Source organism: Desulfofundulus thermosubterraneus DSM 16057 (genome assembly GCF_900142025.1).
GTDB classification, from domain to species: domain Bacteria; phylum Bacillota; class Desulfotomaculia; order Desulfotomaculales; family Desulfovirgulaceae; genus Desulfofundulus; species Desulfofundulus thermosubterraneus.
The window spans coordinates 13,439-26,926 of record NZ_FQZM01000030.1 but is presented as its reverse complement, the minus strand read 5'-3'; the positions used below and the strand labels follow the sequence as shown (position 1 = coordinate 26,926).

The following is a 13,488-nucleotide window of genomic DNA, read 5'->3' as shown; positions in this document are numbered from 1 at the left end:
AGGGCGAGCCGGATGGAACTGCTGGAACAGTGGAATCGCCTGCTTCCGGCGGAGCGGGAAGAATTTACACGGGTGGTGAACAGGCTTCTCTCCTGCACATTCATCACCCGCAAGAACGAAGAAAACCGCCGGGATTACTACTTTATTGAACGGCACGAAGACCTCCTGCGGGCCTATTTGAAGCTGGGAGGCTGGAGCCTGGAAGGAGATCGGGCCTATGGGGTCTACCGTGTTTTCAGCGATTTCGCTTATAACCGGCTGCGCCTGAAACTGGAAGAAAGCATTATCATCCTCATCCTGCGCCTCTGCTACGAAGAAAAACGCCGCCAAATCAACGTTACGGAAAACATAATGATTACCGTGCGGGAGATCCAGGACAAGTATGCGGCCCTGAGAATACGCAACCGGCCCATTGATAAAAAGACCCTGCGGGAAACCATGGGCCTGCTCAAGCGTTTCAACATCCTGCGGGTGCTGGACGGGGAGGTTACCGATCCCGACTGCCGCCTGGAGGTGTTTCCCACCATTCTCTTCGCCCTGCGGGTGGAGGACATCCGGCAGGTGTACGAGAAGCTGGATACCTACCGCCGGGCCGGGGCGGAGGAAGGGCGGGAAAAGGAAAACGGTGCTGAGGAGCTGGTGTAATTGAAAGAATTAACCGGCATCAGGTTGATCAACTGGCACTATTTTACCAACGAAACCATACGCATCCGGGGCAGCACCCTGATCACCGGGGACAACGGCAGCGGTAAATCCACCATTCTGGACGCCATCCAGTACGTGCTGGTGGCCGACCTGCGGCGGGTTAAATTTAACATTTCCGCCTTTGACGAGACCAGGCGGGATTTGCTGGGTTACGTGCGCTGCAAGACCGGGCGGGACAGCGAGAGCGGCCGCAAGTACGAGCGCCAGGGCGACGTTACTTCCTATGTGGTTCTGGAATTCTACGATACCTCCAGGAAGAACTATTTCCTTTTGGGGGCGGTCATTGATTCCTACGCCGATGACGTGACCTATGAAAGCCGTTTTTTCAAAATCGAGGACTGCCGCCTGGACGACAGCCTTTTTTTAGCGGGCAAGCACCCCCGCAATATCCGGGAGTTCCGGGCCGCGGTGAGGGATCGCAGGGCCACCATTTATCCCACGGTGGAAAAATACCAGGCCGATTTGCTCCACAAGCTGGGTTCCCTGGGGGACCGGTTCTTTACCCTTTTCGTAAAGGCCATCTCCTTTAAGCCGATAACGGACATCCGCCAGTTTGTTTACTCCTACGTGCTGGAAGAGAAGCAAATAAATATTGATATCATGCGGGAGAACCTCCAGCGCTACAAGGAGTACAGCGACCTGGCGGCCCAGACCAGGGAGAAAATAGCCGCTCTGGAAAATATCCAGGAAAAATACCGGGAGATCCAGCGGGACCGGGAAAGGGCCCTGATCCAGGATTACGTGATCCTGCGGGCCAACCGGGACGGGGTGGCGGCCAGCTTGCAGGCCAATCTGGAACAGGCCCGGGCCCTGGAAGAAGAGCTGGCCCGGTTGAGCCAGGCTCTGGACGGGGCCAGGGAACGGTTGAAACGCTGCCGGGAGGAGGAGCGGTCCTACCGGGACGCCCTGGCGGCCAATACCACCTGGCAACTGGTGGAGCGTTTGAAAGGTGAGATCCGCACCCTCAAGGAACGGGTGAAGGAACTGTCCCACGCTTGCAGCCTGGTAGCTGAAACCGCCCGGGAAGAATGCCGGGTGCTGGCGCAACTCCTGGACGAGGCGGGGGAAGATTTGCTTTTACCGGCTGAGCGCAGTATGCTCGCGGAGCTGGTGGACGGGCTCCAGGGGCTGGCCGCGGCCGGTGACGGGCAGGTTGGGGACGGGCAGCCCCTGCCGCCCGGTGACGGGGAATCCCTCGATGCCCTGGGCCGGTTGATTGACCGGGGCCGGGAAACCCTGGGGAGAGTGCGGGAAAGGGTGCAGGAACAGGCCTGGGAAATCCGGCGCAAGCTGAAGGAGCTGGATCAGGAGGAGCAGACCCTGCAGCAGGAACTGGCCAGCCTGCGCAACAAGAAGCATATTTACGACCGCAAGGTGACCGACCTGCGGGATCTGATCCGGGAGAAGTTCCGCGCCGTGAAAGGCATTGACGTGGAGCCCAGGGTGCTCTGCGAGCTTCTGGAAGTTCCCGACGAGAAGTGGCAGGACGCGGTGGAGGGCTGGCTCAACACCCGGCGCTTCGACCTGATTGTGGAGCCGGAACATTTTGATTATGCCCTTTCCGTATATGAAAAACACAAAAAGGAACGGCGCATCTCAGGGGTAGGCCTGGTCAATACCGGCCGGGTGTTGAAGTACTTGAACCGCATTGAACCCAACTCCCTGGCCTGCGAGGTGCGATCCCAAAACCGCTATGCCCTGGCCTACGTCCACCAGCTTATGGGCGACCTGATCAAGTGTGAAAATGAACAGGAACTGAAAAATTACCGCCGGGCCATTACCCCGACCTGCATGACCTACAGCAATCATACCGCCCGGCAGATTAAATTTGAAGTTTACGAAACTCCCTTTATCGGTGAACGGGCCTATGCCCGCCAGATTGCCCGCAAAGAAGCCCGCCTGCAGGAGATTGCCGCGGCGCGGAAGGAATTGCTCCCCCGGTTGGAGAGGCTGGAAAGGCTGAGCCAGACAACAAGCGGCCGGGACGAACACTACATCTTCCTGAAAGAGCGCCGGGGGACGTGGCTGGAGCTGGCCGCGTTACGGCGGGATCTGTCCGCCAGGGAACAGGAACTGGCCGGGGTGGATACTTCAGGCATTGACGCCCTGCAGCAAAAGCTGGATCAACTGGAACTGGAAATGGACGCCTTGAACGGCCGGATTGAGAAATATAACCAGCGGCAGGGAGAATTATTGACCACCCTGGAACAGAAGAGAACGGAACGGGTGACCCTGGAAGACGAGCATGCCCGGCTGGAAGAGGAGTTCCGGCTGTTTTGCTCCTTGAACCCCCGTATTGTGCCCGAGGGGGAAAGGCGTTACGCCCGGGAGATCCGGCGCCATTCGCCCCAGGAGGTGGCGGCCAACTTCGCCCACAACCGCAAGAGCGTGGAAACGCTTATTCTTAACAAGGAAAAGGCCCTGGAACTCCTCAAGGCCGAATATAACAATAAGTACCAGTTCGGCGGGCGAATAGAAGCGGATGAGAATGACGAGTGGGTACAGGAGTATAAGAAACTGGTGGATAGCGAGCTGCCCACATATGAGGAAAAAATTAACCAGGCCAAAAGGGAAGCTGAGGAGGAGTTCAAGGAGCACTTCATCTACAAGCTGCGGGAGAACATTCAAAACGCCCGCAATGAATTTGACTTCTTAAACGAAGCTTTAAAGGATATTTCCTTTGGCGGAGATAAATACCGTTTTCTGGTATACCCTTCCGAAAGGCACCGCAAGTTCTACCAGATGCTGGAGGATACGGAAATGGTGGAGGGAGGCGTCTCCCTTTTTGACAGTGTTTTTCAGCAGCGGCACCGGGAGGCCTTGGACGAGCTGTTTGATAAAATCATCAACCTGCCGCCCAGGTACCTGCCCGAAAGCATTGCGGAATACACCGATTACCGCAGTTTTCTGGATTATGATATCAAAATTACCCATGCCAACGGTGAAACCTCTACCTTCAGCAAGGTCTGCCGGGAAAAGTCGGGTGGCGAGACCCAGACTCCCTATTACGTGGCCATTGTGGCTTCTTTTGCCCAGCTCTACCGGGCCAAGACCAACCGGGACAGCATCCGGTTGATGCTCTTTGACGAGGCCTTCAACCGGATGGATATCGACCGTATGGAAAATTCCCTGCGCTTTATCAATGAGATGGGGATGCAGGCCATCATCGCCGCCCCTACCGACAAGTGCGAGTTTATCAGCCCCCATGTACCCACCACCCTCCTGGTGATGCGCGACGGGAAAACCAGCTGGATAGAGGATTACAAGCAGTTTAAGGAAGCGGTTGGCGAAAGCCGGATTGAGGCGGCGGAAAGGGCGGCGGGTTAAATTTTTGTGGCTTTGGTGATGGCAATGGACTACGAACGCTATATTCTGGAGACTCTGCTGGACAAGTATGAGCGCAGCGCCCTGGCCAGGGGCAAAGGGGGCAACCGGCGCATCTGGTTTCATTTCGAACCCCGGACCATGCCCCGCTATTTTGACGATACCACCGTCCGGTATAAGGAAGAGATCAATGGGGCCGCCCTGGCTTTGGAGCGCCGGGGGTTAATTGAGATTCGCTGGGTCAAGTTTGAGGAAAATAATCTCATCGAGAAAGTGGCCTTAAATACTGATCACCTGAACGAGGCCTACGCCCGGCTGAAACGGCGTCCCAGGGCGGAGCAATTCCAGGAACTGGCCCGCCTGGCCAGGCACTATGCCCGGGGGGCGGCCCCCTGGGCGCAGGAATTCTTCCATACTGTTGCCCGGCGGCTGGAAGAAGGGGAAAGCCAGCCCTACCTGAGTCCCGCGGACCGGGAGCATTCGGAGCAGCTTTTCATGGTTATTCGTGAGATTAGCCTTTTGCAGGAAGAGATACCCAGGCGGGTTTTCAGTCTGCGGGTGCTGGGCAACAGCAAGGCTTTTAACAATCTGGCTCCAACTGTGGCGCGAATTGTCCGGGATTTCCACCCGGACTGGGGGAAAGACGGCGGGGGAAAAGAGACCACCCTTACTGCCGCAGAGGTCAATCAGGTTCTGGCCGAAGTGGGGGTTGTGGACAACCCCCAGCACATTTTCATCAGCGGCGGCCTGGAATTTGCAGTTGAAGGCCGTACCCTGCAAGTGGGAGATTTTTCCCCAGACCTGGGGTTGCCGGCGGAGATGGTGGACCGGCTGACGGTCAAAAATGTTGCCGCCGATTATATTATCACCATTGAAAACCTGACCCCCTTTTACCAGTTCGTTAAGACCTGCCGGGACAAATTTCTGGCCATATACCTGGGGGGTTATCATAACACGGTCCGCCGGCGGTTTTTAAGTAAACTGCGGGAATATCTGGCCGGTACCGGCCGGGCGGTGCCGTTTTATCACTGGGGCGACATTGACTATGGGGGTTTTTCCATCTTTGTCCACCTGCATAAGCGCTGCCTGCCCGGGCTGAAGCCCCTGTACATGGATGTGCCCACCCTGGAACAATACCGCCGGTTTACTTCGCCCTTTACCCCAGCATACGGCCGGCGCCTCCGTTCTCTGCTGGAAGATCCGGATTACCGCCTCTTCCACCCCGTGATTCAAAAAATGCTCCAGGAGGGCCTGCGCTTGGAACAGGAGTGTGTGGAGCCGCCGTCCACCCTCTATGAACCGGGGGAGCGAAAGGTATAAAATTGCCCGGTTGGAAGGAAACTTTAGCTAAGGAGTCGAATAGGTTAAAAAGTTTAAGGTATAAATTATAAAGAGGTGAAAATTTTGGACGTACAAAAAACGCTGGAGAACTTTAACCAGGGTGTGGGCAAGCTGGCCAAAGAGCTGCCCCGGGTGATGAAGGGATTCCGGGATTTGCACGAAGCCGTCATCAGCGACGGAGCCCTCAGCGCCAAACAGAAGGAGTTGGTCGCCATAGGCATTGGCGTGGCCATAAGGTGCCACTACTGCATCGCCGTCCATGTGGCCAAGGCTTTGGAGCTGGGCGCCACCCGGGAAGAAATTGTGGAAGCCGTTGGCGTGGCCGTATTGATGGGGGGCGGACCGGCGGCTGCCTACGCCACGGAAGCCCTGCAGGTACTGGACTCCCTGGCGGGAAAAAGTTAGGGATGTTCCCTGCCCTGTTTGCAGGCAGCATACTTGTTCTTGACAGGATTAATTTGTTAATATATGTAAGTTTCTTTCCTGGCATGGTTACTGCCCGTCTTCTTAAGGACGGCAGTTTTTTTGTGCCCCAAAAAGCTCCTGAAAAACGGTAAAAAGAATTGATGATTAATATGTTAACTTTGTATTTGCTGCCTTTTTGACATTGCCACAAAAGGAGGGGGAGGAGTAAGATTAACTTTAATGATGTTGCCGTCAGATTAAAGCCCTGCGAAGGGCGGTTGTGCTAAATGGGGGTGGAATATTTGTCCGTATCAAAAATGGAAGCAACAAGTAGCGCAGTGCCGGCGGGAAAGGCGGCAAAACAGCGAAGGCCGATTGCGGGTGTGCTCTTGCTCTTATCCTGGGGCCACCTGGTCACCGACATGGCCCAGGGAGCCTTACCCGCTTTGCTGCCGGTATTAAAACAGGCCTTTGCCCTTACCTATGCCCAGACCAGTCTTTTAGTGCTTGTGTCCAACGTGGCTTCATCGGTTATCCAGCCTGTTTTCGGTTATTTTGCCGACCGGCGTCCGGCCCGCTGGCTTTTGCCGCTGGGTTGCCTGGTGGCCGGCGTGGGCTTGGCCGCTACCGGCCGTTTACCCTGGTTTTCCCTTCTCCTGCTGGCGGTGGCCGTCTCCAGCCTGGGCGTGGCGGCCTACCACCCGGAAGGTTCCCGCGCGGCCAACCTGGCCAGCGGTGTGCGCAAGGGAAGCGGCATGGCCGTATTTTCCGTAGGCGGAAACCTGGGTTTTGGCCTGGGTTCCCTGTTCATGGCCTGGCTTTTGACCCTGGGTGGACCGAAGGCCACGGTTTATTTCGTTTTGCCTGGCCTGGTTACCGCCGGCCTGCTGATGTTTTGCTGGCCGCGCCTTAATTCCCTGCAAGAAGAAGGGGTAAGGCAGGCTTTTAGAGGCCCTGCAGATGGAAAAGAAAGAAGCGGGACACCCCTTTCAGGGAAGAACCGGACTTCTACGCAAACTGCCGGTGTGGAATGGAACAAGGGAACCCTGGTTGCCTTTACCCTGCTCCTCATTTATATCATTTTCCGTTCCTGGCTGCACGCGGGGCTTTCTACCTACGTGCCCCTTTATTACACCGACTATTTGCACGGCGATGCCCACCTGGCCGGGTATTTTGTTTCCGTCTTCCTGCTGGCCGGGGCCTTCGGCACCCTTTTAGGGGGCCCTTTGACCGATGTTCTGGGAGCCCCCCGGGTGATGGCCGGTTCCATGGCCCTGCTCATCCCCCTGATCTATTTATTCCTCCATGCCGGTGGCGGTTTAGCTGCCCTGATGCTGCTGGCCTTTATAGGCGCAGCCCTGATCAGCACCTTTTCGACCACCATCGTCCTCGGGCAGCAGCTTATGCCCCACCGCAAGGGGCTGGCCAGCGGTTTCACCATTGGCTTTGGCGTGGGTACGGGCGGCGTGGGAGTAACCCTGCTGGGGGTACTGGCCGACCACCTGGGCGTACCGGCGGTATTTCAGGCTCTCAACCTCCTGGCGGTGGCAGGGCTCGTGCTAGCTTTGTTCCTCATCCGGCGCTTCCCGTGGGCCGCTAAAACCGGGGAGTAGATGAGAAGAGTTGGGACAGTACCGTTTTGCCGCTCGAAGCCCTGATTCCGGCCCGGCCGGGCTTTTCATAAATATAGTTGATAAGGTTGTTGAGGTTCACCTCTTTGTCCGGATACCGTTGACAGGATGGAACCAGAAACCGTATAATTTTCAAGAGAAATTGGTTCCAGGTATGAAACATTTCTTGGGAAAATTAAATTAAAAAAGACAAGGGGTTTGGAAATGCTAAACGAAAGTAAAAAGAACAGGTCAGAGGTTCCGGCCGTAGAAACGGCCATTAAAATCCTAGAATACCTGAGCCGTTACAAACATCGTTTAAGTACATTATCCGAAATTTCAAGGGATCTTTCAATTAACAAGAGCACCTGCTACCGCATTTTAAAAGTGCTCAATGAATACCGTTTAGTTTCCTATGATGAAGATTCCAAACATTATAGCCTTGGTTCGTATCTGATTGTCCTGGGAGCGAGAGCGGCGGAATTTATTGACTACCTTAAAACGGCCAGGCCACATCTGAAATGGTTGGCCGAACAAACCGGGCAGACGAGCGTTCTTGTCGAACCTATATCGGGCAACCGGTTAATGTACGTGGCTAAGGAAGAACCCAACCGGCCGGTTCGCGTCACAGTGAGTATTGGGCAATATTTCCCTATTACCAGCGCTTCCTTTGGCAAGTGCTTTTTAGCTTTTTTAGATGAACAAGAGGCAGAGGAAGTTATTAGAAAAGTGGGGATCAAGCGGTTTACAAACAAGACCATAACAAATGTAGATCAATTCAAGGAACACCTAAAGCAAATCCGCGTTAAGGGTTATGCCGAGAGTTATGAGGAGCATACGCCGGGGATTTGCGGTGTAAGTGCTCCGATCTTCGACTTGTATGGCAATGTTAATATGGTCATTGCATGTATCGGACTGGCTGCGCAGATGAACCCAGAAGTAATGCCTTTTTATGCGGAAAAAGTAAAAGAGGCCGCCAGGAGAATAACTGACGCCTTTAGCGGAAAAGAACCATATGCACCGACAGGCCAGGATGCCCTGATTAGGGAAGCCTTATCTTGAGTTCATGTTCCGAAAACGCTGGGCAAGAGCTGTTCGCAGGGTCTGGTACTCCGTTTCCATGGGTTTGACCTCTACCACCCCCCTCAGAATGCCGGGCTGGCGTCCGGACTGATCCTCAATATTTTCACATCCTTTTGGCAGGAAAGGTTGGGGATGTTTAATTTCCTGTGTTTGTGGTATAGGCACGCCTTTTAAGCGAATTCCTTCACGGAAATAAATGAATAAAATTTCATTTTGAGCGTACCTCCTCTTCATATTATTTGGATCAAATGGAGATTTCGGGGTATGCTCTTTTTTATTTTATTTATTACTTAAACAAAAAATAGAATTGTAAATGAATTCTTATTAACAAAATATTTTTAAATTATCTTGACATGCTCGGTTAGTTGTTGTAATATGGTTTCGTGATGGGGACACTGTACCATATGTGGAACGCACAAGGATTGCCATATTTTTACTTTTGTGGCTTCTGTGAGGAGGATTACCCGTCGTGTTGTTTACTTTAATTAATTAAATATGTAAAGGGGGTGCAGAGGAAACAGTTAAGTAGTAAATGAAATGCGGAAAAACAAAACTAATTTTATTGGGGGGGTAAAAAGGTGAGCATAGCCGATACTATTAGTGCTTTCGTTCAGAAGACTACACTGGAGGACATTCCAAGTAATACAATCGAGTTTACAAAACAATTAGCCCTAAAGACAATGGCAGGAATGGTAGCGGGATCTGCAACAGATTCAGGAAGGAGAATGGCCGCGTATACGAGGGAAGTTCAAGGAGCAGTGGAGGCAGGAGTAATCGGCTGTGGCTTTCGCACATCAGTGGAATATGCCGTTCTTGCAAATGGTCATTTTGCCCATGCAGCTGAGTTGGAGGATGACCAGTTTCCCTCTGCAACTAGCGACATAACTGTTTTCCCTGTTATTTTCCCGCTTGCCGAGAAGCTAAATCTTTCAGGAAGAAAAGTAGTTGAAGCCTCTGCTATCGCTTTGGAAGTAATGAACAGAGTGGGAATGTTTACTCTGACATCTAAGGGCATAACGGATCTACCATTCTATGGAGTAATTGGTGCTGCAGTGGTAGCGGCAAAAGCGCTTGATCTTGATGCTAAGGCCATAAGGTCTGCTATAGGTATCGCTATCGGAAGGGCGAGCGGGTTTATCGCTAACTTCGGCACAGATGCGCACTACCTAGAGTCTGCTATAGCCTGTAGGGACGGCTACCTGGCTGCTGTTTTGGCTCAGAAAGGTATGACAGGCACTGCTAATATAGAGGGATGGCTGACGTCTCTTCACGGTCGAATCGATCTGCCCATGGCTGACATTGTTAAAGACCTGGGTAAGCCGAGATGGCATGTTCATAATATTTGGGTAAAGAAGTATCCTTGTTGCTTTCTGACACACAGACAAATTGATATGCTGATGGTAATGAAGAAAGAACATGGGTTAAATCACGAAAACGTCGAAAGTATAGAGCTTGATGTGGGGCCTATAGACGCAACGTGTGACCGTCCGTCGCCGGTAGATGTCGAGGACAGCCGGTTTAGTTTTCAACATATTTTAGCTGGTGTTCTTATCGATGGTGATGTAAATTACGGTACTTTTACGGAACAAAAAATTAACGATCCTTTGTACAAAAAAGTCCGCGAAAAAATTAAAGTTAATGTTCATCGTAATTGGCCCGCGGAGTTCAACTCAGGTACTGCACGTGTGGTAGTAACGCTAAAAGGAGGCCAGCAGGTTGTAGATAGTGCCGAACAGCCGCTAGGAGGTCCGGATTGTCCTTTGAGCCGCGAAAAATTTATAGAACTATATGAGAAATATACACATAATTATTTAGGTGGGCAACGTATTAAGGAAACAGCCGAATTTATTCTTAACTTAGAAAAGGAAACTGATGTTAGAAAACTTATGAGCATGGTTACAAATATTAGGTAAATGTTTGATTGCATAGTTTAAGTATGGTACTTAGTAAGTTTAATTTACGAAGTAAAATAATAGGTATAATTATGCCAGTCATGGTTTAATACGTACATTACTGTAAATTGGAGGGAAGTTAAAGTGTTTAAGGATCTTGATGATGTCTTAAAAAATGCGAAATCTTTAAAAGATCTTTTAGCAGCTAGGGATGAGCTTACACAAAAAACAGGTACTTACTACGGTATTCAAGAGTTAAAATTAAAAGAAGAAGATCCTTTAAAGTTCGAACAGTTTTATGCTGAGCTTCACAGCGTAGTTTTGAGGGCGAGGGAGCATTCACGGCTGATAACCGCCTCTCCTGGTGGGCGCGAAATGGGCGAGTCGTTATGGTCTTTATGTACCCCCGACGGAGATACTTTAGCTAATAGCCTTGGATTTTCTACTCATATGGTAGCGTATAGGAAGGCTATTCGATTCATGATTGAAAATGGGTACGAAGAAAATCCTGGTATAAATGAAGGGGATATATTTTCTACAGATGATGGAAATACAGCCGGTGCCCCTCACCCTGGCGACACGTATACTTATCTGCCGATCTTTTTTGACGGAGAGATGGTTGGCTGGGCAGCAGCTGTAAATCACATTATGGAGGCTGGAGCGCCAGTTGCTGGTAGCTGGCCAGGTTTCGCTGTTGATACTACTATGGACGGGCTTGTATTCCCACCTATGAAAGTTGGGGAAAACTATACTCCAGCGCGTTGGTGGGAGGAGCTTTGGAAGGCAAGGACAAGAGCCCCTGTTTTTAACATCTTGGATGATAAGATGAGGTTAACAGGATGCATGTATATTGAGCAGGGCGTTAAAGAGATAATTAAAAAATATGGGTTAGATTATTATAAGAGAGCCATTCGCGAGGTTATTGAGGAGACACGACGTGCTATAGTAGAAAATATTAAAACACTCTGCGTACCGGGTGTGTACGAGGGTACAAGCTTTAGAGTTGTAAAGTATAAGGGTTTGAGCCAAGTGTGGCCTCATGCAGATAAAGATTTTATGTTGCATACTAGAATGACAGTGCGTATTTCGCCAGAACCAAAAATTTTAGGAGATTTAACAGGTACCTCAAAATGGGATTATTGTGCCTTTAATGGATATCCCGGAGGAGCTGACATTGCTTTTTATCTTCCCGTAACGGGTAATTTCTTGAATAATACAAAGATGACTTCAGGTCTATTTTATGACATTCGTTCTTACTACCCCGAAGGTTGCACATATAACCCGGACACACCTTATGCTGCTTTCTCTAATATTTGGGCGCAGTCTATGTCTATGGGTGCACTGCATTGGAATGCGCTTACGCGTGCATTTTATGCAAGAGGATTTCTAGAGGAATGTATATCTTGTGAAGGGGATTGGGCCGGCATTCAAGGTGCAGGCACTTTAGCCAATGGCCAGCAGTACGGTTTTACAAATTTTGAGCAGGTTGGTGGTGTGGCGCAAGGCGCTTATCCTTTCAGGGATGGGATACCGGTTGCTTGGGCAATGTGGACACAGCTCTGTAATATTGGCAATCAAGAAGAATGGGAGTACCTAATTCCACCTTTCTTCTACTTAGGTAGAAGGTTGGTTAAAGATTTTTGCGGACACGGAAAATATCGGGGTGGTTTAGGGCTTTCATCTGTACACTGGATTGTACAACCGGGTAGGGACCTTTATATAAGTAGAGGCGGTGCCGGAATGGCACAAACACCTTTTGTTGCGATTGGTCAATGTGGTGGTTACCCCGCGCCTAACTCGTGGTATGTGGCTCTTCGGAATTCTAATCTTAATGAGAAGATTAAGGAAGGGTTGCCCTACCCCAGAAGTGCAGATGAGATTTTGGAATATGTTAATGAAGGGAAAATTGAAGCTAAAGATTTGCAGATTTTCAAAGCTGATCCCCCTCAGTTAAGGATGGAAGATGGGGATGTCTTTTCAGATGCTTCTGGAGCTGCAGGAGGATGGGGCGACCCATTGGAAAGAGATCCATATATGGTAATAAATGACTTAAATAATGAATGGATCAGTGAAAAAATTGCATATACTTGCTATGGTGTTGTCGCCAAAAAATCATCTATTGACGGTAAGGTACGTTACGAACTTGATGTTGAGTCTACAGAAAAAACGAGAGAGGAAAGGAAAAAAGCAAGATTATCTTGCCAAAGCGTCAAGGATTGGTGGATGAAAGAACGCAAAAGGGTAATAAATAAAGATTTTATTGAGCCTGTTAGGTATACCTATAAGAGTTCATTCTCAACTAAAGATGGTGAAAAGTTTAGGCAATATTATGTGGGTTTTTGGCAATTAGATAAAGATTTTGAACTATAGCTTTATATAAAGAAGGTGCAGCAATTCCCGGAGGTACTCTTAGTATGAACTTCCGGGAATTGCTAAATAGAATAATTACCACTTTCATTATAAGATTTGTTCCTAGGAGGGGTAAAATATGTACGGGAATTGTTGAGAATATTTACCGCTTTACATTACAATATTTATTATTTAGGAGGGGTAAAATATGGAAAAGATAGAAGTTTCAAAGGAAATGATTAAAAAATTAATGGATGGTGTTTTAAGTGACCAAGAAGTTTTAATGCTACAGAACTCATATAAAGATCACGATCGCTTCCTTAAGTATTTGGAGGTTTTACAAGAAAGGGTCCCCTGGGATGATAAGATTTTAATGCGTTTATCAGAACATGTATATATTGTTCAGAAAAAAGACACAGGAGAGCGAATTAGTAAATGCACATGCGGTTATGAATTTGGTGATTATAGAGTCAACTGGAAACTCAATTGCCTTATTAATGTGAGAAAGACAATTGAAGAGATGAGTGAAGTATACCACCCAGTACCGGCATGCCCTGAACCGGAATGGCAAGAAATTAGGGAGTTCTTCTGTCCTGGTTGCGGCACGCAACTTGCCGTTGAGGTTGTTCCACCGGGTTACCCTATCCTCTTTGAGTTTTTGCCTGACCTAGACTCATTTTACAAGGAATGGCTTCATTCACCATTGCCGGATCATGGTAAGTATAGGTTCGAAGATAAGTCATTAACATTGATTGAAAAATGGTCTAAGGAGGTTTAAA

At 50.0% G+C, this 13,488-nt stretch carries 9 protein-coding genes; all 9 read left to right on the top strand.

The window, feature by feature from the left end; translation table 11 throughout:
• The first annotated feature begins 12 nt into the window (after positions 1–12).
• Positions 13–645 (top strand): DUF4194 domain-containing protein, encoded by a 633-nt coding sequence (locus BUA65_RS11725; protein ID WP_072869876.1) that lies wholly within the window; start codon positions 13–15, stop codon positions 643–645.
• Positions 646–4,032 (top strand): ATP-binding protein, encoded by a 3,387-nt coding sequence (locus BUA65_RS11720; protein ID WP_072869874.1) that lies wholly within the window; start codon positions 646–648, stop codon positions 4,030–4,032.
• Positions 4,033–4,038: 6 nt separating this feature from the next.
• Entirely contained in the window at positions 4,039–5,349 is a 1,311-nt protein-coding gene (locus BUA65_RS11715) for a Wadjet anti-phage system protein JetD domain-containing protein (protein ID WP_072869873.1), read from the top strand.
• An 84-nt stretch (positions 5,350–5,433) separates the two neighbouring features.
• A complete protein-coding gene (locus BUA65_RS11710; RefSeq protein WP_072869871.1) occupies positions 5,434–5,775 on the top strand; it encodes a carboxymuconolactone decarboxylase family protein in 342 nt (113 codons plus the stop codon).
• Positions 5,776–6,077: 302 nt separating this feature from the next.
• On the top strand, positions 6,078–7,388 hold the full coding sequence (locus tag BUA65_RS11705) for an MFS transporter (RefSeq protein ID WP_084062342.1): 1,311 nt from the start codon (positions 6,078–6,080) through the stop codon (positions 7,386–7,388).
• Between the two features lie 222 nt (positions 7,389–7,610).
• On the top strand, positions 7,611–8,447 hold the full coding sequence (locus tag BUA65_RS11700) for an IclR family transcriptional regulator (RefSeq protein ID WP_072869870.1): 837 nt from the start codon (positions 7,611–7,613) through the stop codon (positions 8,445–8,447).
• A 599-nt stretch (positions 8,448–9,046) separates the two neighbouring features.
• Positions 9,047–10,381 carry an MmgE/PrpD family protein gene (locus tag BUA65_RS11690; RefSeq protein WP_072869866.1) on the top strand — a complete coding sequence of 445 codons (1,335 nt, stop codon included), beginning with the start codon at positions 9,047–9,049 and terminating at the stop codon, positions 10,379–10,381.
• Between the two features lie 123 nt (positions 10,382–10,504).
• Positions 10,505–12,730 (top strand): hydantoinase B/oxoprolinase family protein, encoded by a 2,226-nt coding sequence (locus BUA65_RS11685; RefSeq protein WP_072869865.1) that lies wholly within the window; start codon positions 10,505–10,507, stop codon positions 12,728–12,730.
• Positions 12,731–12,917: 187 nt separating this feature from the next.
• A complete protein-coding gene (locus BUA65_RS11680) occupies positions 12,918–13,487 on the top strand; it encodes an acetone carboxylase subunit gamma (RefSeq protein ID WP_072869863.1) in 570 nt (189 codons plus the stop codon).
• Position 13,488: the final 1 nt, after the last annotated feature.

Excerpts from the sequence above, each read along its gene's own strand:
- BUA65_RS11725 (WP_072869876.1), top strand. The coding sequence starts at position 13 with ATGGAACTGCTGGAACAGTGGAATCGCCTGCTTCCGGCGGAGCGGGAA.
- BUA65_RS11700 (WP_072869870.1), top strand. The coding sequence starts at position 7,611 with ATGCTAAACGAAAGTAAAAAGAACAGGTCAGAGGTTCCGGCCGTAGAA.
- BUA65_RS11680 (WP_072869863.1), top strand. The coding sequence starts at position 12,918 with ATGGAAAAGATAGAAGTTTCAAAGGAAATGATTAAAAAATTAATGGAT.